Raw genomic sequence first — 24,532 nt, 5'->3', positions numbered from 1 at the left:
ATGGAAACACCCGCGGTCAGTTTATTAATTGCTGTGTATAATACGGAAACTTATTTAGAAAGATGCTTAGATTCATTGCTCAATCAGTCGCTCGCCAATATCGAAATCATCGCCGTCAATGACGGATCAACGGATCAAAGCCCGGACATTCTTGAAATCTATCAGAAGCGGGATGAGAGAATCCGGGTCATTCATCAGCAAAACCGGGGACTCGGCGCGGTCCGCAACAAGGGGATTGAGGCGGCGCGCGGCGAATTTATCGCTTTTATTGATGCGGACGACTGGGTTGATCCCGATTATTGCCTGCGCATGTATGAAAAAGCGAAGGCTCATCAGGCTGATCTCGTGATTTGCGAATATGCGGCCGAATTTACGGATACGGGGAAAACCGCCGTTTCAACGATCGCTTCAGCATACGAGGGCCGTCCGAAACAGCTGTACCTAAAAGATTTATTCGAAGGAAGAGTCAGCGGATTTTCATGGAACAAGCTGTACAAAAGGGCTATGATCGAACAGCATCGGCTGCGCTTTCCGCTTCGGGATGAGCTTGAGCACGTGGAGGATCAGTACTTCAGCCTCCGGGCGCATGTTTTCGCCGATGCGGTCTCGTACGTGGATCAGCCGCTCTATCATTATCGGATTCACTTGACTTCTATTGTACAAAGCTATCAGAAAAAGCTGTTTGACTCAGGTCTCGTTCTCTATCGGCTGAACGAGGCTTTTTTGCGTGAAAATGGCTGCTTACAGGAATACCGGCAGGAGCTTGATTATTTTATCGTCCAGCACGGAACAGTCTGCCTGCTGAATGAATGGAAGCGGAATAACGGCGGCCGGTTCTCCGAAAAATGGCGGAATATCAGCCGGATATGCGCTGATCCCGTGTTCCGGCTGAGTCTTTCCAAAACCGGAACGGCGCCGTTTGACGCCAAACGCTCATGCCTTCTGCTTTTGGCGAGGCTGAAGCTGATTCCGTTCGTATCGCTGGCATCAGCCGCGTATCAGCGGGCAATCGAGTACAAAATGAAAATCAGAGGGTGAAGACATGTCGATACAATCTTTAAAAATCAATCTCGCGGAATGGCTTTTGCTAAAGGTCAAATACCCGTCCCAATTTCATTTCGGAACGGCAGCGGACAGGGCGGAGCATACAGCGGCAAGAAAAAAGATCATTCTGACGCTGCTTCCGTCCCACGATAATCTCGGTGATCATGCCATCGCTTATGCAAGCAAAACGTTTCTTGAACGGGAATATCCCGATTTTGACCTGATTGAGGTCGATATGAAGGATATTTACAGGTCCGCAAAAGCGCTGATCAAAAAGCGCCATCCCGATGATATGGTATTCATCATCGGCGGCGGAAACATGGGGGATTTGTACCGGTATGAGGAATGGACGCGCCGTTTTATTATAAAAACATTCCGGCAGTATCGGATCGTTCAGCTTCCGGCGACGGCTCACTTTTCTGATTCAAAAAAGGGGCGGAAGGAACTGAAACGCGCCCAAAAAGTGTACAATGCGCATCCCGACCTTCTGCTGATGGCGAGAGATGAGACGACGTATCAGTGGATGAAGCGGCATTTTCCCGGAAAAACTGTGCTCAAACAGCCCGATATGGTCTTATATTTGGATAAAAGCGAGCGGCGCATCCCGCGGGAAGGGATCTACCTTTGTTTACGGGAGGATAAGGAGAGTGCGCTGACAGCTGAGGAAAGAACGATGGTAAAAGAAGCTTTGAAAAAAGAGTACGGAGAGCTGCATACCTTTACCACGACGGTCGGCCGAAGGGTCAGCCGCCATACACGCGAAGGGGAGCTGGAGGCGCTGTGGAATACGCTGAAAGGCGCGGAGGCGGTAGTCACTGACAGGCTTCACGGGATGATTTTTTGCGCGCTGACGAAAACGCCTTGTGTCGTCATTCGTTCGTTTGATCATAAAGTGATGGAAGGCTTTCAATGGCTGAAACATATACCGAACATGACACTGCTTGAACGTCCGGAGCCTGAAGCCGTGACGGCCGCTGTAAACGGGCTGCTGAGCGGCAAGCATGAGGCAGACGGTTCTTTGCGCAGTGTTTATTTTGCCGGGCTGCGCTTGAAAATCAGCGGTGATGTCCAATGAACGCGCCGCTTGTGAGCGTGATCGTCCCGATGTATAAGACAGAGCCTTTTATTGAAGAATGTGCGGTATCTTTAACAAAACAGACGCTGAGAGACATCGAAATCATTTTCGTCAATGACGGCTCACCGGATCAGTCCGGCCGGATTGCCGAACAATTCGCCGCAGAAGATGCGAGAATCCGGGTGATTCATAAAGAAAACGGGGGCCTCAGCTCGGCCCGCAATGCCGGAATAAAAGCTGCCCGCGGCCGTTATATCGGTTTTGCGGACGGCGATGACTATGCGGCGGAAACGATGTTCGAGCGGCTTTATGAAGAAGCGGAGAAGAACCGGCTTGATATCGCCGGCTGCGGTTATTACAAAGAAACGCCGTCTAAAGAAAGAACGTATATGCCGCCGTCCCTTCCGCCGGGCCGCATCTTCACGGCGGCTGAGATGACTGAATTGCTGACCCGCGCGCACGAACATCGGTTTATTTGGTATGTGTGGCGCTATATATACCGGAGAGAAGCGCTGCAAGGGCTGTTGTTCCATGAAGATATCCGATTTGCCGAAGATTCTCCGTTTAACTTGGCAGCGTTCCGCCAAGCCTCGCGTGTCAAAGTGATAGATGAAGGGCTGTACGTGTACCGGGAAAACCCGCAAAGCCTTACAGAAACACCGTTTAAGCCTCACTTAGATGACGAACTTCAGAAGCAATATGAGGCGAAAATGGCTTTTTATGAGGCGAACGGGCTGACGGACGCCTGCCGGGACGATATCGATACGTATTTGTGCAAGCATCAGATCCCGATGCTGATCGCCAACGCATGCGCCGCCCCGCAGCCGTCACATCAGATTACGGCGCACATCGGCAGAATTTTGACGTATGACATGGTAAAAACGGCGGTGCGCAGCACGCCGTGCCGGCATAAACAGCTGCTGGCGGGGGAGCGCGTGGTTCTCGGCCTGTGCAAAATGCGCCTTCCGCTTCTTCTGCATGCGTTTTTCGAACGGAAAACGAAAGAGAAAGGCAGTGCGGAAGGAGCATGAAATTTGCCATTAATTTCGGCGCCAATGTGACGGCGTTTTTACTATCGGTGTTTTTATCAGTGTGGATGACGCCCTTTATTGTGAAAACATTAGGTGTGGAGGCTTTTGGATTTGTCCATCTGACACAGAATATCATTAACTATTTCTCGATTATTACCGTTGCGCTGAGCTCTGTCGTTGTGAGGTTTTTCACCGTCGCCGCCCACAGGGGGAACAGGGAGGAGGCCAATGCGTATGTAAGCAATTATTTAGCCGCGTCTGCCGTGATATCGCTCTTGCTCGCTGTGCCGCTCGCCGGGACGGCTTTTTTTATTGACAAGATCATGAATGTGCCGGCCGGGCTGGTTACGGATGTGAGGCTCTCTATCGTCATCGGCAGTGTGCTGTTTATGCTGACGTTTTTGACGGCGGGATTCGCGACGGGACCGTTTTTTGCCAACAAGCTTTATATCACAAGTTCCATTCAGGCCGTGCAAATGCTGGTCAGGGTGCTGTGTGTGCTCGCTCTGTTTACGTGCCTGCCGCCGAAGATCTGGCAGATCCAGCTTTCGGCTTTAGCGGGAGCCGTCTGTGCGGCCGTGCTGACGTTTTTCTTTTTTAAGAAATTGATTCCGTGGTTTTCTTTCAGCCGTAAAACCTTGTCATTACAGACGAGCAAAGTGCTGTTTTCGGCCGGTGCCTGGAGCTCTGTCAACCAAATCGGCGTGCTGCTGTTTCTGCAGATTGACCTCATGACGGCCAACCTCGTGCTGGGGCCGTCGGAAGCGGGGGTCTATGCGGCGATTATCCAATTTCCGCTTTTGCTCAGAAGTCTCGCCGGGACGCTTGCTTCGCTGTTTGCGCCGGTTTTGACTTCCTGCTATTCAAAAGGCGATATGGAAGGCCTCCTGTCTTACGCCAATAAGGCCGTGCGGCTGAACGGGCTTCTGCTCGCGCTTCCCGCCGCGTTATTAGGAGGGCTTGCCGAACCGTTTCTGGCGATTTGGCTGGGCCCGTCATTTGTGCAGACAGCGCCGCTTTTATACATTCACGCCGGATACTTGGCGGTCAGCCTCTCTGTCATGCCGCTTTTTTACGTATGGACGGCTTTTAATAAACAAAAAACGCCCGCCGTCGTTACTTTATGTTTAGGCGGACTGAATGTCATATTGGCCGTGGTTCTCAGCGGACCGGCTCATCTCGGCCTGTACGGCATCACCATTGCCGGGGCAGTCTCCCTCATTTTGAAAAATGCCGTCTTCACGCCGCTGTATGTTTCGCATATTACCGGCTTTCAGAAAACCGCGTTTTACAAAGGAATGTTCGGCCCGTTGGCGGCGGCCGTATTTGCCTGGGCTGTCTGCCGGGGTATCCGGCTGTTTTCACCGCTTGACAGCTGGGCCGGTCTGATCGCCGCGGGGCTTGCCGTATGCATGAGCTATGCCGCATTCGCTTTTTTCTTCATTTGTACGAAAGAAGAAAGGCGGCTTGCTTTACAGAAATGCCGAAAAGTGAAAGGAGCTGTTCACATTTGAAGGTGAAACGTGTATTTGATATAGCGGCCGCGATGTTGTTATTGTGCGGCGCAAGTGTCATTCTTCTCTTCGCCATGGCAGCCGTCAGATGCGCCATCGGGTCTCCCGTATTATTCAAACAGACGAGACCGGGGCATAACGGGCGTCCGTTTACGTTGTATAAACTCAGGACGATGACGGATGGGCGTGATGAAAACGGTGTGCTGCTTCCGGATCATCTCCGTCTGACCAAAACGGGAAGGCTCATCAGAAAACTGAGCATCGATGAGCTTCCCCAGCTTTTTAATGTGCTCAAAGGCGATATCAGTCTGGTCGGCCCCCGCCCGTTGCTGATGGATTATCTGCCGCTTTATACGGCGGAGCAGGCGCGGCGGCACGAGGTGAAACCGGGAATTACGGGCTGGGCGCAGATTAACGGGAGAAACGCGATTTCCTGGGAAGAGAAATTCAAGCTTGACGTGTGGTATGTCGACAACCGCTCATTCCTTCTCGACTTAAAGATTCTGCTTTTAACTGTGAAAAAAGTTCTCGTGTCAGAAGGCATACACCAAGACGGCCAAGTGACGGCAAAGCGCTTCACAGGCAGCGGAGATATGTCATCGTGAAAAAGGTCGTGCTGATCGGAAACGGCGGACACGGAAAAGTGGTGAAGGAAATCGTGCAGGCCCGTTCCGATATGGAGCTTACGGGCGTATTGGACGACGGATTCAGCGGTTTTGCCGTTCGGAACGGTTTATATACGGGCCGGACGAAAGACATGCACATGCTTCTGCAACTCGTCCCTGAAGCCGTGTTCACGATATGCATCGGACATAACGGTGTCAGAAAGCAGCTTGCTGAAACGCTTGGGATTGAACAAGACGATTATGCCGCACTCATTCACCCGGAGGCAATCGTCAGTGAAACGGCTTCCGTCGGACACGGAACGGTTGTGATGGCGGGCGCCGTCATTCAGGCGGGCGCTGACATCGGCGCCCATTGCATCATCAACACGGGTGCGGTTGCCGATCATGACAATGCAATCGGAGATTACGTCCACCTTTCACCGCGTGCGGCGCTTGCCGGCGGAGTGAAAGTCGGGGAAGGAGCGCACGTCGGAATCGGGGCGTCCGTCATACCGCAGATGGACATCGGCCCTTGGTCCGTGATCGGCGCGGGGGCTGCCGTCATCAGCCGGATTCCCGATCATGTGACGGCGGTCGGCGTTCCGGCCCGCGTCATCTCCTCTATTCATAATGAAAAAGGATGATTTCATGCATACAAACAAACGGATTTATTTATCTCCGCCGCATATGAGCGGAAAAGAACAGGAATACATCGCGGAAGCCTTCCGTTCCAATTGGATTGCGCCGCTCGGTCCGCTCGTCAATTCGTTTGAAGCGCGGCTGGCGGAATATGCGGGAGTGAAAAGCGCGGCGGCCGTAAGCTCGGGAACGGCGGCCATCCATCTTGCCCTGCGGCTTGCGGGTGTGAAAAAAGGAGACGCTGTATTTTGCCCCTCCTTTACATTTGTCGCCACGGCGAATCCGATTGTGTACGAGCAGGCAGAGCCCGTTTTTATTGATTCGGAATGGGAGACGTGGAACATGTCTCCCGACGCGCTTGAGCGGGCGCTCCGTGATGCAAAACGGCGCGGCAGGCTCCCGAAAGCGGTGATCGCCGTCAATCTTTACGGCCAAAGCGCAAAAATGGATGAACTCATGAGCCTTTGCGACGCATACGATGTCTGTCTGATTGAAGATGCTGCCGAGTCTTTAGGATCAACATATAAAGGCAGACAGAGCGGCACATTCGGCCGTTTCGGCATTTATTCCTTTAACGGAAACAAAATCATTACAACATCGGGAGGCGGCATGCTCGTGTCTGACGATGAAGCCGCGATTGAAAAAGCGAGGTTTCTTGCGTCACAGGCGAGAGATGCCGCCGTTCATTACCAGCACAGTGAGCTCGGTTATAACTACAGACTCAGCAACATTCTCGCAGGGGTGGGTATATCACAGCTGGAAGTGCTCGAAGATCGTGTCCGGGCGAGGAGAGACATTTTTCACAGGTATCGGGAAGCGCTCGAAACGTATCCGGGAATCCGTATGATGCCGGAGCTTGAAGGAACGGTTTCAAACCGCTGGCTGACGGCTCTGACGCTTGATAACGGCGTGACGCCGGAAGAAGCCGTCGCCTATCTTGCAGAACAGCATATTGAGGCCCGTCCATTGTGGAAACCGCTGCATACACAGCCGCTTTTCTCGTCTTCTGTCTTTTATCCTCATAGTGAAGATGAGCGGGTCTCTGAGAATCTTTTCAGCCGGGGGATTTGTCTGCCGTCCGGCTCTGACTTGTCTATTGACGAGCAGCAGCGTGTCATTGACGCACTTGCGCATCTGTTTGAAACGAAAGGGGAGAAAACATGGACAGCCGCCATGTCATGAGCCGATTAAAAGAGACGCTGGCAGGGCTGCTCAGCGTCATACCGCCCCAGTCTGACATCATTTATGCCGACTATCCCCTCTACGGAAATGTAGGGGATTTATTAATTATGAAAGGGACGGAGGCGTTTTTTAAAGCGCACGGCATCCGCGTGAAACAACGCTGGAACCCTGATAATTTTCCATTCGGGCGCCGGGCGGGCAAAGAAACGATCATCGTCTGCCAGGGAGGCGGGAATTTCGGGGATCTCTATCCGTACTATCAGACGTTCAGAGAAAGAATCGTCAAAGCCTTTCCGGAAAACAGGATCGTCATTCTGCCGCAATCCATCTATTATCAGGATAAAACACGGCTGCGAAAGACAGCGGCGCTTTTTGCGGTGCACAAGGATCTGCACCTGTTTACGAGAGATCATGTGTCATACGAAACCGCGAAACGCTTTTTTTCGGCAAATCATATCGGGCTTATGCCGGATATGGCCCATCAGCTGTATCCGATACGGATGGCAGCGGCTCCGTCAAGCGGCAGGCTTCATTTTATCCGCACGGACGGGGAAATCAATCCGAATCTGCAAACCGATTCTTCCGTTGAAAGCTGCGACTGGCAGCATGTGCTGTCAGCAAGTGACCGCCGGGGGATCGCTTTTTTTCAAACACTGAATGTTTTGAATAAAAAAGCGGGAAACCCGCTGCCGATTGCGCGGTTTTGGAAACGCTATTCCGATTTCTTAACGAAAAAAGCGGTCCTGTTTTTCAGCAGGTACGAATCGGTGGAAACGTCAAGGCTTCACGGCCACATTCTGTCCTCGCTTCTCGGGAAACCGAATACCGTCATTGATAATTCATACGGGAAAAATGCCAACTATTATCACACTTGGATGCACGAAGCGCCGGACGTCCGTCTGATCGGGGAAACCGCCGGCACGAAGGAAAACCTTCCGCTTTGAATGAGCGGAAGGTTTATTTTGTTTCTCCACGTTTTACTTTGTTATATGCCTCATCCAAATGCTGAATTCTTTTGAGCACAACCGAGTTCTTTGTCAGCTGATCCTGGACAAGGGTTGAGACGACGGAACGGTAATAGCTGTTCATCGCATGAATTCGGTCTTCATTCGGATTCATTTCAATATGCTGTGTAAAGTTTTCAATAAAATACGGAACAGAAAAAAGTTCTGACATCTATAAAGCAACTCCTTTTAATAAGTATATACGGTATGAAACCAATCATGTACAATGAAAAAAGGGGAGTGAGCATGATGGATATCAAACTTCAGCAAACACAAATGTTAAAGCCTCAATTAACGCAAGAGCTTAAACAGGCCATCACATTACTCGGATACAATTCCGCGGAACTGGCCGGATATATTGATGAGCTCTCACTGGAAAACCCTCTGATTGAACGAAAGGAAACAGACACGCCGCCACTATCTTACCATAAAACAAGTAAAAACAGGATGAAAGAACGGGACGGAAGCCAGCAGATCAGACTTACGCGCAAAACGCTGCAGGATTCGCTCAAACAGCAGGCCTTGGACATGAAGCTGTCCGATGATGAGAAGAAAATTTTTAATTATCTGATATATTCTTTGGATTCAAACGGATATTTAAATGAGGACATACAAGCTGCCGCCGACCATGTATCCGCATCATTAGAGGAGACGGAAGCGGTTCTTTCAAAGCTTCAATCGCTTGAGCCCGCGGGAATCGGTGCTCGGTCTTTGCAGGAATGCATCCTTCTTCAGCTCCGCCGTCTGCCCGAACGGAATGAACAGGCGGAATGGATTGCCGGCGACTATTTTGAGCTATTTGCAAGAAAGAACTGGAAAGCGCTTACAATGAAGACGGGCATTCCGCTGAAAGACATTCAGGACATCTTTGACATGATCAGCGCGCTTGATCCGAGGCCGGGGCTCCGTTATGCGCATGAGGAGCCGGGTTTTTATGTAGAACCGGATATTTTCATCACGGTGAAAAACGGCACCATTCAAGCGCGGCTCAACAGCCGTTCGTTCCCTGACATCCAGCTTCATGCCCATTACCAGCCGCTATTGTCAGCTGCCGGGTGCCGTGACACGAAAAACTATCTGTCGGCGAAATATCAGGAATGGCGCTGGCTGAACCGGGCGTTGTCGCAAAGAAAACAAACCATCACGAGAATCATCGGCGTCCTGACTGAACGGCAGGCATCCTTTTTTCTCACAGGAAAAAGCGGAATGCAGCCGCTGACCTTAAGAGAGGTGGCGGAAACGCTGGAGCTCCACGAATCAACGATCAGCCGGGCCATCAAAGGGAAGTACGTCCAGACGCCGTACGGACTGTATGAAATGAAAACATTTTTCTCGGCGAAAGCTGAATCATCGGGAGACGGCGGCGCCTCCAATTATGCCGTAAAAGCGCATCTGGAAGCATTGGTCCGTAAAGAAGATAAAAAGAAACCTTTTTCAGACCAAAAGCTTGCCGATCTGCTGCACGAACAGCATGACATCCGAATCTCCAGACGCACCGTCGCCAAATACCGTGACCAATTAAATATTCCGCCGTCATCTGCGCGAAAACGGTACAGCTGAAACCTCCCCAAGCCATACCCGGGGAGGTTCTCCGTGTTACGGGATCATCCATGAAAACAGATGATGCTGTAAAAATGTCATGAGACAGACGAGCAGAAGCAAAAACAGACTGTGCTTAATCGTAAAGCGAAAAAGGTCAGCTTCCTTGCCCGCCAGACCGACAGCGGCACAGGCAACCGCAATGGATTGCGGAGAAATCATTTTTCCGGTGACACCGCCTGATGAATTGGCGGCGACGGAGAGAACCGGTTCCATCCCGACAGAGAGCGCCGTCACCTTTTGCAATCCGCCGAATAACAGATTGGCCGACGTATCAGAGCCGGTAATAAACACGCCGAGCCAGCCGAGCACCGGTGAAAAAAAGGTAAACATCGCGCCCGTCATGGCAAGCGCAAGACCGAGTGTCGTGCTCATGCCGGAAGCGTTCGTCACATAAGCAAAGCCGACAACGGAAACGATGGTGACGATCGGAAGCGTCAATTCTTTCACCGTTTCTATAAACGCCCCGCCCCATGCCTTCCACGACATGCCGAGTGCGAACTTGGAGATGACGGCGGCAATCAGAATCGCCGTGCCTGCTGAACCGAGAAGCTCAAGCTTGTACACCGCTTCAATCGGCGTGCCGTCCGCCTGAAGAATTTGCTGATTTACAAAGGGGACGGGAGGCGTGAAAGTCAATGCATGCCCGGCTGAATTCAGCCAGGAAAGCCAAATTGACGTTCCTTCATAATGGCCGGTCAGGGCAGCCTTCACGCCGGGAATCCCCCAAACGGATATCATGGCCGTCAGAAGAAGAAAAGGAGACCATGCTTTAAATATTTGAGCGCCTCCGTACACGGCCGGCACCCCGTCGAGGGACGCTGCTGATTCCCGTTCTGCCGCGAAACGAAAGGCCGTTTTCGGTTTCCAAAACTTTAAAAACACAGCGAGCGCGGCCATGGAAACTAGCGCTGACAGCACATCCGGCAGTTCAGGCCCTAAAAAGTTCGAGCTTGCGTACTGCACGGCCGCAAAGGAAACGCCGGAAACAAGAATGGCCGGCCATACTTCAAAAGCCTTTTTAAACCCGCTCATCAAAATGATTAAATAAAGCGGTATAAACACGGATAAAAACGGCAGCTGCCGGCCGACCATTTGGGAAATGTCCATAGCCGGTATCCCGGTCGGACCTTCGACGGCGGTAATCGGAATGCCGATCGCGCCAAAGGCAACGGGCGCCGTATTGGCAATCAGGCAAATCCCCGCCGCATAAAGCGGCTGAAAACCAAGTCCGACAAGCAAAGCGGCCGAGATCGCGACGGGAGCGCCGAAACCGGCGGCGCCTTCTAAAAACGCCCCGAAAGAAAAGGCGATGAGCAGCGCCTGCAAACGCCGGTCATCTGTAATGGACAGCACTGAACTCCGGATAATCTCAAATTGTCCCGTTTTCACGGTAATTTTATACAAAAAGACCGATGTGACGATAATCCAGCCGATCGGAAGCAGACCGTACACCGCTCCCTGCGAAGCCGACAGCACCGCTTTTTCAGCCGGCATGCCGTACACAAATACAGCGATTAAAAGCGAAACGGCTAACGTCAAAAGCCCCGCTATATACCCCTTCATCCGTTTCACCGCAAGCGCCCAAAAAAAGAAGATCATCGGCACGAGCGCGCAAGCTGCCGATAAAAGCAAATTTCCCCCTAATGGAGCATACCCCTGTGTCCATTGCATCCCTAAAAAACCCCTCCTTATGTCATGCGAGCGATTACTTTTATGATAAGGTCATCTGATGACCGGGTTAATTAGCATTATATTTTGAAAGTTTTGAAAATACAATCCTTTTCTTGAACAATTTGTCTGAACCTGTCGGCGGTGCGAAAAAAGAAGTATAATAGACGATAAACATCAAGATTCACAAGTGACGGGGTGATCGCGTTGAAATATAAACAAATTAAAACGAAAAAAATTTACGAAGAAGTCGCTGATGCATTGCTGGAGAAGATAAAAGCGGGCGAGCTTAAGCCGGGTGAAAAGCTTGATTCCGTTCAGGCGCTTTCCGAGAGCTTTCAGGTCAGCCGCTCGGCGGTCAGAGAAGCGCTGTCGGCTTTAAAAGCGATGGGGCTCGTCGACATGAAGCAGGGAGAAGGCACATACATAAGAGAATTTGAGCCGTCCCATATTTCCCAGCCGCTTTCTTCCGCTCTCTTAATGAAAAAAGAGGATGTCAAACAGCTGCTCGAAGTCAGAAAGCTGCTTGAACTCGGCGTCGCCGCCATGGCCGCTGAAAAACGCACCGAAGAGGATTTACAAAAAATCCGCCAGGCCCTCATGGAGATGAAAGACATCGACGGAGACGAAGAATTGGGCGAAAAAGCAGATTTCTCCTTTCACATGGCGCTGGCGGAAGCATCACAAAACAGCCTGCTCAAGCATCTCATGAATCATGTCTCTGCGCTTCTTTTGGAAACGATGAGAGAAACGAGAAGAATCTGGTTGTTTTCTAAACGAACGAGCGTGCAGCGATTGTATGAAGAGCATGAACGCATTTACAGCGCGGTCGCGGCCGGAGACGCGGATGAAGCGGAAGCCGCGATGACCGCGCACCTGACCAATGTGGAAGAAGTGCTGGGGGCTTATTTTGAAGAAAATGTATAGAAGCTGACTTGTGAAAGGGGATAAGATCACATGCAGGCCGAATCTTTTTTTCCTGACCATGTAAAGAAAGCTCTGACAAACGATCCTCCCGGGGAGTGGATGCCGGCTGTTCCAAAAGCGTGCATCCCTCTGCATTCCGGCTATCCCGATCCCGCGCTCGTTCCTGATAAGGAGCTGAAAGAAGCCGCGTCCCGCCTTCTGGGTGAGGAGCGCGATCTGCCGCTGCATTATATGGGAAGCCCTCGGCCGGCCGTTTTAAAAAAGCAGATTCAAGAACGGTTGGCTATCCGCGGCATTCGCTGCCGTGACGATGAGCTGCTCGTGACCTCGGGCGCCTGTCAGGCGATAGATCTGGCAGCCCGGGTGTTCCTCGATGAACAAACCGCGGCTGCCGCAGAAGCTCCGGCTTACATGGAAGCGCTCGAGATTTTTAAAAATTACACACCGCATATGATAAGCATTCCGGCAGATCAAGACGGCCTGCAAACAGAAACATTAGCGTTCATGCTTGAGGAAAGAAAACGAAAAGGGCTTGTGCTTCCGCGTCTTCTTTACACGATACCCGCTTTTCAGAATCCTGCGGGAACCGTGATGTCAGCGAAGCGGAGAACCCGCTTGCTTCAGCTTGCCGACACATATGATTTTCTCATCTTGGAGGATGACGCATACGGCGAGCTCGGATTCACGGATATCCCGCCGTCATTGAAAGCGATGGATCAGAACGGCCGGGTGCTGTACGCCGGTTCATTTTCAAAAGTCATCGCCCCGGGTCTGAGAATCGGCTGGATTGCAGGGGACGCTGCATTCATCAAGGCATTGTCTTGGTTTAAAAAAGACTTGGATCATCCATTTTCTCAAGCGGTGACCGCCGTCTATCTGGAACAAACGAATGTTGAAGAACGGCTCGCCGCCTTGCGTAAAGCATACCGGAGCAAACGTGACGTATTGATCGCCGCATTAAAGCAATATCTGCCCGAGTCCGCATCCTGGCACGTGCCGGACGGCGGTTATTTTGTCTGGGTGAAAGTGCCGGGGGCGGATACGTCTGCACTTCTGGAGCGGGCTCTTTCTCACGGTGTTTCCTATGTACCCGGTAAATATTTTTTTCTGCATCAGGAAGACGGCGCAGAATATCTCCGTCTGTCGTTCAGTTACGCAGGAAAAGCCGCGCTAAAAGAGGGGGTCCAACGGCTGGGACGCCTGCTGAAAAATGAGGCGTAAAGAAGCATTCGGGCTTCTCTTTTTTTTGTGATCTTAGCGCATCGGACAAAAGGATTTTTCAGAAAAACCTTCCAATCCATATTCAGAATAGTGTAGGATATTTATAGAGCTTTCCAAAAACAGGTCATCAGATGACCGGATCACATATTGAGGATGAAAGAGGGGTTCATCATGAAAGTCTCATTATTTGTCACGTGCCTTGTGGATATGTTCCAGACCAATGTCGGAAAGGCGACGGTTGAGGTGCTGGAAAGGCTCGGGTGTGAGGTGGATTTTCCCGAGGGTCAGATTTGCTGCGGGCAGCCCGCATACAACAGCGGGTATGTGACAGACGCGAAAAAAGCGATGAAGCAGATGATTGCCGCGTTTGAAAAAGCGGAGTACGTCGTCAGTCCGTCAGGTTCCTGTACGACGATGTTCCGTGAATATCCGCATCTGTTTCAGGACGATCCGAAGTGGGCGGAAAAAGCGCAGCAGCTTGCGGACAAAACGTATGAGTTAACAGATTTTATCGTCAATGTTCTCGGGGTGGAGGATGTCGGGGCGGTGCTGCATAAAAAAGCGACATTACATACGTCGTGCCACATGACAAGGCTGCTCGGCGTGTCGGAGGAGCCGATGAAGCTTTTGCGTCATGTAAAGGGGCTTGAATTTACTTCGCTTCCAGGAAAACATCAATGCTGCGGATTCGGAGGAACGTTTTCAGTAAAAATGGCGCAAATCTCTGAGCAAATGGTGGATGAAAAGGTCGCCTGCGTGGAAGAAACGGAGGCCGAGGTGCTGATCGGGGCTGATTGCGGCTGTCTGATGAATATCGGCGGGCGTCTTGACCGTAAGGATAAAAACGTCAGAGTCATGCACATCGCCGAAGTGCTGAACAGCAGATAACACGAGAAACCACAGGGGGGGTAAAATCATGGCGATGAAAATCGGTACCGCCGCTTTTAAAGAGCGGGTATCAGAAGGAATAGATAATGAGTTTATGAGAGGAGCCGTCTCCGGAGCGCAGGAACGGCTCAGGACGAGAAGGCTTCAGGCGGCAGAGGAATTGGGAAACTGGGAGGATTGGCGTTCCCATGCGGAGGAAATCAGGCAGCATGTGCTGGACAATCTTGATTTCTATTTAGAACAGCTCGCCGAAAACGTCGCCAAAAGAGGGGGACACGTATTTTTCGCCGAAACGGCGGAAGAAGCGTCCTCCTATATCCGCGATGTCATCCGGCAGAAAAACGCCAAAAAAATCGTAAAATCCAAATCTATGGTGACAGAAGAAATCAATATGAACGAAGTGCTTGAAGAAGAGGGCTGTGAAGTCACAGAAACGGATCTCGGCGAATATATTCTCCAGATTGACGATCACGATCCGCCGTCACATATCGTTGCTCCCGCTCTTCACAAAAACAAAGAACAGATTCGTGACGTGTTTAAAGAGAGACTTGAATACAAGCAGACGGAAAAGCCGGAAGAGCTCGTCATGCACGCGCGCAGCGTCCTCCGGAAAAAATTTCTCGAAGCGGATGTCGGCATCACGGGCTGCAACTTTGCAATCGCGGATACGGGATCGGTCAGTCTCGTGACAAACGAAGGAAACGGCCGCCTTGTGTCCGCGCTGCCGAAGACGCAGATCACCGTGATGGGAATGGAGCGGATCGTTCCTTCATTTTCTGAGTTTGAAGTGCTTGTCAGCATGCTGACGAGAAGCGCCGTCGGCCAGCGGCTTACAAGTTACATTACGGCGCTGACGGGTCCTCGGCAGGAGGGAGAAGCAGACGGGCCGGAGGAATTCCACCTCGTGGTCGTGGATAACGGGCGTTCCCGCATACTCGGCACGGAATTTCAATCGGTGCTGCAATGTATCCGCTGCGCCGCCTGCATCAATGTCTGTCCCGTATACCGACATGTCGGCGGACACTCGTACGGGTCCATCTATTCGGGTCCGATCGGCGCCGTCCTATCGCCCCTTCTCGGCGGATACGATGAGTATAAGGAGCTCCCGTACGCATCTTCCTTATGCGCGGCCTGTACGGAAGCGTGTCCTGTTAAAATTCCGCTGCACGAGCTGCTGCTCAAGCATCGGCAGAACATCGTGGAAAAAGAGGGCAAAGCGCCGTTCAGCGAAAAACTGGCCATGAAAGCCTTCGGGATCGGCTCGTCATCCCCGTCCCTTTATAAAATGGGATCAAAATGGGCGCCTGCCGCCATGACGCCGTTTACGGAAGATGACAAAATATCAAAAGGGCCGGGGCCGTTAAAGGGATGGACCGCAGTCCGGGACTTCCCGGCGCCGCATAAATCGAGATTCAGAGATTGGTTTTTTGACCGGGAAAAACAAAAGGGGGAAGAATGATGATGAAAGGGACGGTTAAACATCAGGAATCCTTTTTAAACCGGATCGCCGGACGTCTGGGCAGAGAGCGCAGAAAAGCAGGCGTGTCCCTGCCTGAATGGAAGTACCAGCCTCAATATGAAACGCATGCGGGCTGTACGGAAGATGATCTTGTCACGATGCTGAAAGACCACTGCGTCAACATTCATACCGAGCTGATCGAAACGGATGCCGCCGGGCTGTACGCCGCTTTGCGCACGCAGGTGGACCGTTTTGAAGGAGGGCCTGTCATCATTCCGAAAGACAGCCGCTTTGAAACGTACGGCCTGCAGACTCTTGTGTCGGAAGAGTGGCCGGATGAAGGCATTCCGGTTTGGGAATGGGATGCGGAACAAGGAGCGAAAAATATTGAAAAAGCGGAACAAGCGAATGTAGGCATTACATTCAGTGAGATTACGCTTGCTGAATCAGCCACCGTCGTTTTGTATGCGTCAGAGCATGCCGGCCGATCAGTCAGCCTGCTTCCGACCACCTATATCGCAATCATCCCGAAATCTTCCATTGTGCCGAGAATGACGCAGGCCAGCGATATCCTGAAACAGCAGATCAGAGACGGCGTCACCGTTCCTTCCTGCATCAACTATATTACCGGACCGAGCAACTCGGCTGATATCGAAATGGACTTGGTTGTCGGCGTCCACGGACCCGTGAAAGCCGCTTATATCCTTGTTAATGACCGATAAAAAACAACCCCCGGCCAAAACCGGGGGTTGTTTTTATATAAACGCGTTAATAATCATAATAAAACAAATCGCACTGACAGAAATAATCGTTTCCATCGCCGTCCATGTCAGGAACGTTTCTTTCACGGTCATTCCGAAATACTCTTTAATGAGCCAGAAACCGGAGTCGTTGACGTGAGAAAGAATCAGAGAGCCCGCTCCCGTTGCCAAAACAAGAAGCTCGCTGCTGACCCCCGGCATGACAGATGCAATCGGTGCAACAATACCGGCCGCCGTCATCATGGCGACAGTCGCTGAACCTGTCGCGACACGGATGACTGCCGCGATCGTCCAGCTTAAAAGAACGGGAGAGAAGCTCGAATGCTTCGCCATGTCTGCGATGTACGTGCCGACGCCTGAATCAATCAGAACGTTGTTAAAAGCGCCGCCGGCTCCGATCACGAGCAGAATGGAAGCGATCGGTCCCAGACAGTCATTGCTGAATTTTAAAATGCTTTCTCTGTTAAAGCCTTGATAAAATCCAAGGCTGAAAAAGGAGTAAACCGTGGCGATCAAAAGCGCCGTGACAGGGTCGCCGATAAATTTAAAAGTGTCATAGAGCGCGCTTTTTTCCGGAAGCGCAATTTCGGCAAGCGTTGCCATAAGCATCAGAATCACCGGTACTAATATCGTAAACAATGTATTTGCGAATCCCGGAAGCTTGCGTTTTTCATTCCGTTCAATAAATTGTTTTTTCAATAGTTCGGGGACGGGTTTGTGAATGCGCTTACCGATCCATTTTCCGTAAAGCGGCCCTGCGATGATAGCAGTCGGAATGCCGACGATTAAAGAATACACAATCGTTTTTCCGACATTGGCGTGATAAATGCCGACAGCCGCCATCGCCGCAGGGTGGGGCGGAACCAATCCGTGCACGACGGAAAGTCCCGCAAGGAGCGGAATTCCGATCGTCACTAATGAAACACCGGTTTCAATCGCAATCGTAAACAGAAGCGGCACGAGCAGGACGAAGCCGACCTGGAAAAAGACCGGGATGCCGACGATAAAAGCGACGGCCACCATCGCCCAATGGACTTTCTTTTTGCCGAAGCGGCCGATCAGGGTGTGGGCGATCCGCTCCGCACCGCCTGATTCAGCCATCATTTTTCCGAGCATCGTGCCGAGGGCCAGCACGATCGCAAGCAGAGACAGCGTATTGCCCAGCCCGGTTTTCATCGAAGTGATAATGTCCGGCAGCTTCATGCCCGCTGCAAAACCGACAAGAATGGATGTAATCAAAAGACTGATAAAAGGATTTAACTTAGCGACCGTAATCAATAAGAGTAAAACGATAATAGCGGCAATGACTATAAACAGTAACATGACCTTTTCACCCTTTCAAAGAAGAATTAACGGCTTTGTTTGAGCTGAAATTCACTGATGACGTCAAATTCATCTTTGAGCTTGTCATACAGCCGCTCGTATAAGTAAAACAGCTCAATATATGTTTCGCTGTTTTTGACATTCGGTTCATGACGGTGAGAAATTCTGATCCAGTCCTGAACATCCTCAATCTGTTCCATTTCGCCAATGCTGTGTAAAGCGAGGACGGCAGCTCCGAGCGCCGATGCCTCATAACTTTCCGGAACGAGGACTTCCCGTCCCATCGTATCGGACAAAATCTGCCTCCACAGCGGCGATCTCGCAAACCCTCCGGATGCCCGCACATCTTTTGCGGGGCCCGCCAAATCTCTCAGTGCGACACCGATCGAAAAGACGCTCATGATGACGCCTTCCAGCACCGCTCTGATAAAATGCTCCCGTTTATGGCGGAGGCTGATGCCGAAAAACGTTCCGCGGGCATTCGGATTCCAAAACGGCGCGCGCTCTCCTGATAAAAACGGCAGAAACAGCAGACCATCAGAGCCTGCGGGCACTTTATCCGCGATATCGATCATTAAATCGTACGGATCAATGCCCAGCCGCTTCGCTGTTTCGACCTCAGGAGAAGCGAATTCATCACGAAGCCAGCGCAGCATAATGCCTCCGTTATTCGTCGGTCCTCCGATGACCCAATGCTTGTCAGTCAGCGCATAACAGAACGTCCGCGCTTTTTCATCCGTCACCGGCTTATCCGTCACCGAACGTACGGCTCCGCTTGTTCCGATCGTAACGGCTACCTCGCCTTTGCCGATCGCGCCTACTCCCAGATTGGCGAGCACGCCGTCATTTGCGCCGATAATAAACGGAGTATCCGCATGAATGCCCATCCGTGCCGCGATTTCCGGCGCAAGGCCGCATAGCTGGTGAGTGGTCGGCACGATGTCCGACAGCTGATCTTCCCGGATTCCGGCAATCCGGAGCGCTTCTTCATCCCATGAAAGCGTCTCTAAACGGAACAGCCCCGTTGCCGAAGCAATCGAATAATCAACGACATAAGTTCCGAAAAACTCGTGCAAAATATATTCCTTAATACTGATGAATTTGGCGGCTTTCGCGAATGTCTCCTTATCCTGTTCTCTCATCCACACAATTTTGGAAAGGGGAGACATCGGGTGAATCGGTGTGCCCGTTCTTTTATAAATATCGAAACCGTTCATTTCTTTTAAAATCCGTTTTGATTGCTCGGCGCTGCGGTTGTCCGCCCAAATGATGCTTTTGGTCAGCAGGCCGCCGTTTTGATCGACAGCAATCAATGAGTGCATGGCGGTGCTGATACCGATTGCCAGCAGGTTGTCCGGGCTCAGTCCGGCCTTTGTGACGGCGCCTCTGATGCTCGCGATAACAGCTTCCAAAATGTGCTCGGGATCCTGCTCGGCCCATGCCGGCTTTGGCTGTATTAAATCATAGTGAACCGAATGTTTGGCTAGCACTTTGCCTCTTGGTCCGAACAGAACGGCTTTCGTGCTGGTCGTGCCGATATCCAGACCGATAACAGCTTGGGTTTCCTTCATATATATCCCGCCTACTCTAATTGAATAATAAGATAGATTGATAATGTATGCCCTTACAAAGTCAATTATAGGAATAATTTTTTTATAAATCAACGATAGAGAAGAAAATTTTTTTCACAAAATTGCCTCAATTCCCGCTGTATCGGCTTTTCTCTTTTGAAAAATAAATATTCAGAAAACGGTTACAAACGTTTGTGCGCGATCATTTTTCTGATTTGCTGCAAGTTGGCGAGCGTTTTCTCCTGCCGCAGACGTGCCGTTGCGAAATAAAGTGTATCAATGACCGTCAGCTGGGCGAGTCTTGCGGACATCGCTTCCGTTCGGAAGGCCGTCTCCCTTGTTGATGTATACAGCACAACGTCAGAAATCTGGGTGAGCGGCGACTTTTGGTAGCTTGTAATGCCGATCGTGCCCGCGCCGAGCGATTTGGCCGTTTTCACCGCGTCGAGCACATCCTTGTTGCTCCCCGAGTGAGAAATCCCAATGACTGCGCTTCCGGGACCGAGAAGCCCCGCTGACATCGCCTGAAAGTGAGAGTCCGTGTGAGCGATGCAGTTTATGCCCGTGCGCATAAACTTATGATACGCATCTGTGGCGATCAGCCCGGAGCCGCCGTTTCCGTAAAATTCGATTCTGTCTGCGCCGTGAATCATCTCTACCGCTTTTTCAACATCGGCCGGATCTAACAACTGAAACGTATCGGTCAGGCCGGAAATATTTGCGCGGAAAACTTTTTGGATGATGACTTCGGTATCGTCATCAGGGCTCATTTCTTCATGAATGTGCTGCACAGGCTCCTGAACGATTTCCTGAGCAAGCGCGATTTTTAAATCCTGATAGCCGGAAAAACCGAGCCGCTTGCACAGCCTGAAAATCGTCGCTTCAGAGCTTTTCGTTTTTTCCGCCAGCTGAATGATAGAGAGATGAACCACGTCTTTCGGTTCCTTCACGATATGATCTGCAATCGCTCTCAATTTTGGCGACAAGCCTTTGCTGGCTGCCTGAATCTTCCCGATACTGCTTGAATTGACAGGGGTCATGCTATAACCTCCCTATTCGAATGTAAACGCATACTTTTATGATAAAGCAAGTTTCAATATAAGGAAAACAGAATTTTAAAATTGTTTTTTCGATTTGGTGTATAAAAAAAGAGAAAGGCCGCCGATGATAGAAAGTGAGGAGGCATCTGGATGAAAAAAGCATGGATTCTCGTCATATCCTTCGGCATTGCGCTTGCGCTGTTTTTATACGCAAACACTAAGGTGAAAGCGGAAAGCGCGGCACCCGGAAAGCAAAGCCTTGTTTCCGGATTTCAGCTGAGATTTTCGAATGACCGGGAAGGACAATAGACGGCAAAAATTAGTATTGACTTTAAAATTAGAAGACTGTATATTATGTTACTATATTCAGAAAATAAAAACTCAAGAGATTCATTTAACATAAAACACTGTGAACGGGAGCAGTAAAAGAATCCAGTCAGAAAAAGAGAGCCGCGGTTTGGTGCAACGCGGACTGATTGTTCTTTGAACTCGCCCGGAAGTGGCAGGGCGGAACGGAATTGTCGGAATATTCCCTATGTCCTAACGGCTGACCTTCGTTAAAAGGTTTTCAAGCTGGATTCCGGATATTTGGGATCAACAAGAGTGGTACCGCGGCTGCCTGAGGCACGCCGTCTCTTTTCTAAAAAGAGGCGGCGTGCTTTTTTATGTGATGAACACTTTTTGCGAGAGGGCGTGTGATAGATGGAAAAGGACAAGCAAACGTTGAAACGGACGATGTCGTCCAGACACATTATGATGATGGCGCTTGGAGGCGCAATCGGGGCCGGGCTCTTTAAAGGCAGCAGCACGGCGATTGATGAAGCCGGGCCTTCCGTGCTGCTGGCCTACCTCCTCGGCGGAATCATTCTGCTGTTTATTATGCAGGGGCTGGCCGAAATGGCCGTCAGAAACAAACATGCAAGAACGTTCCGTGATTTGGTTGAGCAGTCTCTCGGATCGTACGCTGCATACTTTTTAGACTGGATCTATTGGAAAATGTGGGTGCTCAATATTGCCGCAGAGGCGGTCGTAGCCGCCATTTTCATTCAATATTGGCTGCCGGAATGTCCGATATGGATACTCGCTTTGATTATTTCTATCGTGGTAACTGTCGTAAACATGCTTTCTGTGAAGCTGTTTGCCGAGACAGAGTACTGGCTTGCGCTCATTAAAATTACGGTGATTGTCATCTTTATTTTATGCGGAATTCTGCTTTTATTTTTCTCATTCGGCAATCACACGGCGCCGGGGCTGTCTCATTTAACGGATCACGGAGGGTTCTTCCCGCATGGAGCGGGGGGCGTCATTACGGCGATGCTCGTCGTGATCTACTCATACGGCGGAACGGAAATCATCGGCGTCACGCTGGCGGAGACAAAAAACCCCGAAAAGGTGATTCCAAAAGCTGTCCGAAGCACGTTAACGCGGATTGTCGCTTTTTATTTGCTGCCGTTTTTCATCATCGTCAGCCTGATTCCTTGGAATCAAGTCAACAGCGTTCCCGAAAGCCCGTTTGTCATAGTATTTAAGATGATCGGAATTCCGGGTGCCGACCATATTATGAATGCCGTCATTCTTCTTGCGATTATCTCGTCTATGAACTCGGGATTGTACGGGTCATCCCGCGTCTTATTTACGCAGGCTTCTGACGGCCGGGTGCCGAAAATCTTTTCAAAACTATCGAAGAAAAAGGTTCCCGTCTATGCGATTCTGACTTGTACGTCATTTTTATATGTAGGCGTCCTGATTTCTTTATTTGCAGGAAGCCAGACGTTTAATTATTTGATGGGTTCACTCGGCTATACTGTGCTGTTCATCTGGCTGATTATCGGATTCGCCCATTTGAAATCAAGAAAACATTCAACAGAACAGCCGGCTTATTACGTCAAATGGTTCCCGTACACGACATGGTTTGCGGTGCTTGCGCTTTTGGCCATCCTGATCGGCGTAATTGCGACGACATCCATTGTCATCACATGCATCACCGCGGCCATCTACCTGCTTATTACGGCTGCGTATCTCGTGAAAGGGAGACATCAATAAACAAAAAAACTCTTGCCCCGCGGCAAGAGTTTTTTTAATGAGCGGCCTTTTTTTCTGCGGCCAAAGCAGGTGTTTTCAGTCTCTTCGGTGTTATATTCACAAAGCAAATGCTTGTGACAATCAGAAGCAGTCCGGCCAAAAGGCTGACGGTCAGTGCCTCATGCAGGAATATCGAGCTGACGACAATGGATATGAGCGGGATCAGGAAGGTATAAGAGGCAACCTTGCTTGCTTCCCCTGAACCGACAAGCGTAAAAAAGGCGAGCCAGCCGAGCGCGATGACAAATACCGAAATGAACAGAAGGCTCAGAATGAACGGAGCTTTCCATTGAATCGCTGAAAAGCTTTCCGAAAAACTGCCGGAGCTCACAAGCAGCACGCCGCCGATCAGAAGCTGAAGAGCGACCATCCAGATCGAGTCCGCGCGTCCGCCCGTTCTTTTCACATATACCGTGCCGAGCGCCCAGCTGACTGCGGAGCCTAAGGCCAAAAGAATGCCGGCGATGGAAATATGACCTCCGAAACCGGCTGAGCTGATGACGGCGACACCGGAAAAGCCCAGAATAAGCCCGGCTATTTTCAAAGGATACATCGATTCCCCGAGCCACAGCCAAGAAAAAACACCCATTAAAACAGGCTGGAAAAACACAATGGCTGAAAATAGGCCGGCAGGCAGGTAATTCAAGCCGACCGTTTGCAGGCCGTAAAATAAAGTAATATTTAAAATAGCAGAAATCAGATAGATCGGCCACGTTTCTTTAAAACGCAGCTTTTTAAAACGGGGCAGCGCCACCATTAATAATAGAATTCCGCCGATCAGCGTGCGGATTCCGGCAAACAGAAGTGGCGGCGAATAGGCGAGCGCGGCCTTTGTCAGCGGCCAGTTAATCCCCCATACCGTAACTAAAAACGCCAGCATGAGAGCTGTCTGTATTTTCGAAAGCTGTTTCACGTCGTTCACTCCTTGTAGAACAATTCCATCATATGATACGGTAATCAGCAAGATAAATAAAATGAATCTTTTTTATAAGGAGCATAAGTAAAACGTTATGACGATTACACAACTGCGGGTTTTTGTTCAAATCGCTGAAACGGGAAGTTTTACAAAAGCGGGGCTGGCGCTGAATATGACGCAGCCCGCCGTCAGCCATGCCATCTCGGCGCTTGAGTCAGAGCTCGGCATTAAGCTTATCATCCGCGAGCGCCGCAACGGCGTAAGGCTCACGGACACGGGCGGAAAAATTCTCGTCCATATCAGAGAGGTGCTCAAAGGCATAGAAAAAGCCGAACAGCTGGCGGCCGCGGAAAGAGGGCTTGAACAGGGAACGATTCACGTCGGCACATTTCCGGCCGCTTCCGCTTATTTCATTCCAAAGCTGATCAGCATGTTTAAAAAGCGGTATCCGAAGCTTGAATTGGTGCTTCACGAAGGAACGGTCAACGAAGTAAAGGAATGGCTCCGCTCCCGGGTAATAGACGCAGGTATCACTCTTTTTCCTACGGAAGACATGGAATATCTGCCGCTGAAAAAAGATAAAATGGCCGTCGTGCTTAGAAATGATCATCCGCTTTGCAGCTGTGAGTCAATCACTCTGAAAGACCTTGACTGCCAGCCGATGATCATCTGTGACGGAGGGTACGAATCACCGCTTATTGATATGTTTAGGGAGGCAGGATCTGTGCTGACTGCCGCATTCACTGTTTACAACGTCAATACGTCCATCAGCATGATTAAAGAAGGGCTGGGAATCGCGATATTATCACAAATGTCTATGTCGGGAATATCGCTGCCGGACAATGTCGTGACGAGAGATCTGAATCAGGCGGTGTACCGCGATGTTCTGCTTGCCGTTCCTTCCGTAAAGGAAGCTTCATTGGCGGCAAAACTTTTTATTCAAATCGCGCAGGAACTCACAAAGAATGAATAAAAAGACC

At 50.6% G+C, this 24,532-nt stretch carries 23 protein-coding genes and 1 other annotated feature; of the genes, 17 read left to right on the top strand and 6 right to left on the bottom strand.

What is annotated here, in order from left to right:
* Genes AD710_RS04980 through AD710_RS04945 form a run of 8 tightly spaced genes read left to right on the top strand, consistent with a single transcriptional unit; the run spans position 1 to position 8,034 of the window.
* On the top strand, positions 1 to 1,038 hold the full coding sequence (locus tag AD710_RS04980) for a glycosyltransferase family 2 protein (protein WP_049627446.1): 1,038 nt from the start codon (positions 1 to 3) through the stop codon (positions 1,036 to 1,038).
* Between the two features lie 4 nt (positions 1,039 to 1,042).
* Positions 1,043 to 2,119, top strand: coding sequence for a polysaccharide pyruvyl transferase family protein (locus AD710_RS04975; protein ID WP_049627445.1), 1,077 nt, complete (start codon positions 1,043 to 1,045; stop codon positions 2,117 to 2,119).
* Positions 2,116 to 3,150: a glycosyltransferase gene (locus AD710_RS04970; protein WP_049627444.1), complete on the top strand. Its 1,035-nt coding sequence runs from the start codon at positions 2,116 to 2,118 to the stop codon at positions 3,148 to 3,150. Before AD710_RS04975 ends, AD710_RS04970 begins: the two co-directional genes overlap by 4 nt.
* Entirely contained in the window at positions 3,147 to 4,664 is a 1,518-nt protein-coding gene (locus AD710_RS04965) for an MATE family efflux transporter (protein WP_016937863.1), read from the top strand. The genes AD710_RS04970 and AD710_RS04965 overlap by 4 nt, the downstream gene beginning before the upstream one ends.
* Positions 4,661 to 5,269, top strand: coding sequence for a sugar transferase (locus AD710_RS04960; RefSeq protein ID WP_049627443.1), 609 nt, complete (start codon positions 4,661 to 4,663; stop codon positions 5,267 to 5,269). The genes AD710_RS04965 and AD710_RS04960 overlap by 4 nt, the downstream gene beginning before the upstream one ends.
* A complete protein-coding gene (locus tag AD710_RS04955; protein ID WP_049627442.1) occupies positions 5,266 to 5,913 on the top strand; it encodes an acetyltransferase in 648 nt (215 codons plus the stop codon). Before AD710_RS04960 ends, AD710_RS04955 begins: the two co-directional genes overlap by 4 nt.
* A 4-nt stretch (positions 5,914 to 5,917) precedes the next feature.
* Positions 5,918 to 7,090 (top strand): aminotransferase class I/II-fold pyridoxal phosphate-dependent enzyme, encoded by a 1,173-nt coding sequence (locus tag AD710_RS04950; protein ID WP_047477223.1) that lies wholly within the window; start codon positions 5,918 to 5,920, stop codon positions 7,088 to 7,090.
* Positions 7,069 to 8,034, top strand: coding sequence for a polysaccharide pyruvyl transferase family protein (locus AD710_RS04945; protein ID WP_049627441.1), 966 nt, complete (start codon positions 7,069 to 7,071; stop codon positions 8,032 to 8,034). Before AD710_RS04950 ends, AD710_RS04945 begins: the two co-directional genes overlap by 22 nt.
* Before the next feature lie 13 nt (positions 8,035 to 8,047).
* On the opposite strand, the gene yvfG is transcribed toward AD710_RS04945, so the two are convergent.
* A complete protein-coding gene (gene yvfG, locus AD710_RS04940; protein ID WP_003151570.1) occupies positions 8,048 to 8,266 on the bottom strand; it encodes a protein YvfG in 219 nt (72 codons plus the stop codon).
* 77 nt (positions 8,267 to 8,343) lie between these two features.
* Here yvfG and rpoN point away from each other — a divergent pair, with 77 nt between their 5' ends.
* Positions 8,344 to 9,654, top strand: a complete 1,311-nt coding sequence (rpoN, locus tag AD710_RS04935; RefSeq protein WP_049628769.1) for an RNA polymerase factor sigma-54 — start codon at positions 8,344 to 8,346, stop codon at positions 9,652 to 9,654.
* Positions 9,655 to 9,690: 36 nt separating this feature from the next.
* Here the strand turns inward: rpoN and lutP are convergent, their stop codons facing one another.
* Positions 9,691 to 11,367: an L-lactate permease LutP gene (gene lutP / locus AD710_RS04930; RefSeq protein ID WP_049627440.1), complete on the bottom strand. Its 1,677-nt coding sequence runs from the start codon at positions 11,365 to 11,367 to the stop codon at positions 9,691 to 9,693.
* A 204-nt stretch (positions 11,368 to 11,571) separates the two neighbouring features.
* Between lutP and AD710_RS04925 the strand changes: the two genes are divergently transcribed.
* The 5 genes from AD710_RS04925 (at position 11,572) to AD710_RS04905 (ending at position 16,581) form a co-directional block, all read left to right on the top strand.
* Complete coding sequence (locus AD710_RS04925; protein WP_049627439.1) at positions 11,572 to 12,291, top strand: L-lactate utilization/bacilysin biosynthesis transcriptional regulator LutR; 720 nt, start codon at positions 11,572 to 11,574, stop codon at positions 12,289 to 12,291.
* Positions 12,292 to 12,321: 30 nt separating this feature from the next.
* Positions 12,322 to 13,512 (top strand): aminotransferase-like domain-containing protein, encoded by a 1,191-nt coding sequence (locus tag AD710_RS04920; protein ID WP_049627438.1) that lies wholly within the window; start codon positions 12,322 to 12,324, stop codon positions 13,510 to 13,512.
* 171 nt (positions 13,513 to 13,683) lie between these two features.
* A complete protein-coding gene (locus tag AD710_RS04915; protein WP_016937872.1) occupies positions 13,684 to 14,400 on the top strand; it encodes a (Fe-S)-binding protein in 717 nt (238 codons plus the stop codon).
* A 28-nt stretch (positions 14,401 to 14,428) separates the two neighbouring features.
* Entirely contained in the window at positions 14,429 to 15,859 is a 1,431-nt protein-coding gene (locus AD710_RS04910) for a LutB/LldF family L-lactate oxidation iron-sulfur protein (RefSeq protein ID WP_045925923.1), read from the top strand.
* Positions 15,859 to 16,581 (top strand): LutC/YkgG family protein, encoded by a 723-nt coding sequence (locus AD710_RS04905; RefSeq protein ID WP_049627437.1) that lies wholly within the window; start codon positions 15,859 to 15,861, stop codon positions 16,579 to 16,581. Before AD710_RS04910 ends, AD710_RS04905 begins: the two co-directional genes overlap by 1 nt.
* Before the next feature lie 33 nt (positions 16,582 to 16,614).
* Here the strand turns inward: AD710_RS04905 and AD710_RS04900 are convergent, their stop codons facing one another.
* The 3 genes from AD710_RS04900 to AD710_RS04890 form a co-directional block, all read right to left on the bottom strand.
* Positions 16,615 to 17,943, bottom strand: a complete 1,329-nt coding sequence (locus AD710_RS04900; protein WP_016937875.1) for a GntP family permease — start codon at positions 17,941 to 17,943, stop codon at positions 16,615 to 16,617.
* A 26-nt stretch (positions 17,944 to 17,969) separates the two neighbouring features.
* Positions 17,970 to 19,514: a gluconokinase gene (gene gntK / locus AD710_RS04895; protein WP_049627436.1), complete on the bottom strand. Its 1,545-nt coding sequence runs from the start codon at positions 19,512 to 19,514 to the stop codon at positions 17,970 to 17,972.
* A 182-nt stretch (positions 19,515 to 19,696) separates the two neighbouring features.
* Positions 19,697 to 20,554, bottom strand: a complete 858-nt coding sequence (locus AD710_RS04890) for a MurR/RpiR family transcriptional regulator (protein ID WP_049627435.1) — start codon at positions 20,552 to 20,554, stop codon at positions 19,697 to 19,699.
* Between the two features lie 150 nt (positions 20,555 to 20,704).
* Here AD710_RS04890 and AD710_RS19785 point away from each other — a divergent pair, with 150 nt between their 5' ends.
* Positions 20,705 to 20,863, top strand: coding sequence for a hypothetical protein (locus tag AD710_RS19785; protein ID WP_016937878.1), 159 nt, complete (start codon positions 20,705 to 20,707; stop codon positions 20,861 to 20,863).
* A gap of 91 nt (positions 20,864 to 20,954) precedes the next feature.
* Positions 20,955 to 21,194, top strand: a binding site (T-box leader).
* 62 nt (positions 21,195 to 21,256) lie between these two features.
* Positions 21,257 to 22,597: an amino acid permease gene (locus AD710_RS04885; protein ID WP_047477202.1), complete on the top strand. Its 1,341-nt coding sequence runs from the start codon at positions 21,257 to 21,259 to the stop codon at positions 22,595 to 22,597.
* A gap of 34 nt (positions 22,598 to 22,631) precedes the next feature.
* On the opposite strand, the gene AD710_RS04880 is transcribed toward AD710_RS04885, so the two are convergent.
* On the bottom strand, positions 22,632 to 23,549 hold the full coding sequence (locus AD710_RS04880) for a DMT family transporter (RefSeq protein ID WP_049627434.1): 918 nt from the start codon (positions 23,547 to 23,549) through the stop codon (positions 22,632 to 22,634).
* A gap of 97 nt (positions 23,550 to 23,646) precedes the next feature.
* Between AD710_RS04880 and AD710_RS04875 the strand changes: the two genes are divergently transcribed.
* Positions 23,647 to 24,525, top strand: a complete 879-nt coding sequence (locus tag AD710_RS04875) for a LysR family transcriptional regulator (RefSeq protein ID WP_049627433.1) — start codon at positions 23,647 to 23,649, stop codon at positions 24,523 to 24,525.
* The last annotated feature ends 7 nt before the right edge of the window (positions 24,526 to 24,532 follow it).

The organism is Bacillus sp. JFL15 (genome assembly GCF_001184225.1).
Classification (GTDB): Bacteria; Bacillota; Bacilli; order Bacillales; family Bacillaceae; genus Bacillus; species Bacillus siamensis.
The sequence above is the reverse complement of the archived record's forward strand: the minus strand, read 5'-3'. Positions and strand labels throughout refer to the sequence as shown.

Coding starts and splice junctions, on each gene's coding strand:
- rpoN (WP_049628769.1), top strand. CDS start 8,344: ATGGATATCAAACTTCAGCAAACACAAATGTTAAAGCCTCAATTAACG.
- AD710_RS04945 (WP_049627441.1), top strand. CDS start 7,069: ATGGACAGCCGCCATGTCATGAGCCGATTAAAAGAGACGCTGGCAGGG.
- AD710_RS04910 (WP_045925923.1), top strand. CDS start 14,429: ATGGCGATGAAAATCGGTACCGCCGCTTTTAAAGAGCGGGTATCAGAA.
- AD710_RS04900 (WP_016937875.1), bottom strand. CDS start 17,943: ATGTTACTGTTTATAGTCATTGCCGCTATTATCGTTTTACTCTTATTG.
- AD710_RS04920 (WP_049627438.1), top strand. CDS start 12,322: ATGCAGGCCGAATCTTTTTTTCCTGACCATGTAAAGAAAGCTCTGACA.
- gntK (WP_049627436.1), bottom strand. CDS start 19,514: ATGAAGGAAACCCAAGCTGTTATCGGTCTGGATATCGGCACGACCAGC.
- AD710_RS04980 (WP_049627446.1), top strand. CDS start 1: ATGGAAACACCCGCGGTCAGTTTATTAATTGCTGTGTATAATACGGAA.
- AD710_RS04885 (WP_047477202.1), top strand. CDS start 21,257: ATGGAAAAGGACAAGCAAACGTTGAAACGGACGATGTCGTCCAGACAC.
- AD710_RS04975 (WP_049627445.1), top strand. CDS start 1,043: ATGTCGATACAATCTTTAAAAATCAATCTCGCGGAATGGCTTTTGCTA.
- AD710_RS04950 (WP_047477223.1), top strand. CDS start 5,918: ATGCATACAAACAAACGGATTTATTTATCTCCGCCGCATATGAGCGGA.
- AD710_RS04965 (WP_016937863.1), top strand. CDS start 3,147: ATGAAATTTGCCATTAATTTCGGCGCCAATGTGACGGCGTTTTTACTA.
- AD710_RS04875 (WP_049627433.1), top strand. CDS start 23,647: ATGACGATTACACAACTGCGGGTTTTTGTTCAAATCGCTGAAACGGGA.
- lutP (WP_049627440.1), bottom strand. CDS start 11,367: ATGCAATGGACACAGGGGTATGCTCCATTAGGGGGAAATTTGCTTTTA.
- AD710_RS04970 (WP_049627444.1), top strand. CDS start 2,116: ATGAACGCGCCGCTTGTGAGCGTGATCGTCCCGATGTATAAGACAGAG.
- AD710_RS04905 (WP_049627437.1), top strand. CDS start 15,859: ATGATGAAAGGGACGGTTAAACATCAGGAATCCTTTTTAAACCGGATC.
- AD710_RS04890 (WP_049627435.1), bottom strand. CDS start 20,554: ATGACCCCTGTCAATTCAAGCAGTATCGGGAAGATTCAGGCAGCCAGC.
- yvfG (WP_003151570.1), bottom strand. CDS start 8,266: ATGTCAGAACTTTTTTCTGTTCCGTATTTTATTGAAAACTTTACACAG.
- AD710_RS19785 (WP_016937878.1), top strand. CDS start 20,705: ATGAAAAAAGCATGGATTCTCGTCATATCCTTCGGCATTGCGCTTGCG.
- AD710_RS04915 (WP_016937872.1), top strand. CDS start 13,684: ATGAAAGTCTCATTATTTGTCACGTGCCTTGTGGATATGTTCCAGACC.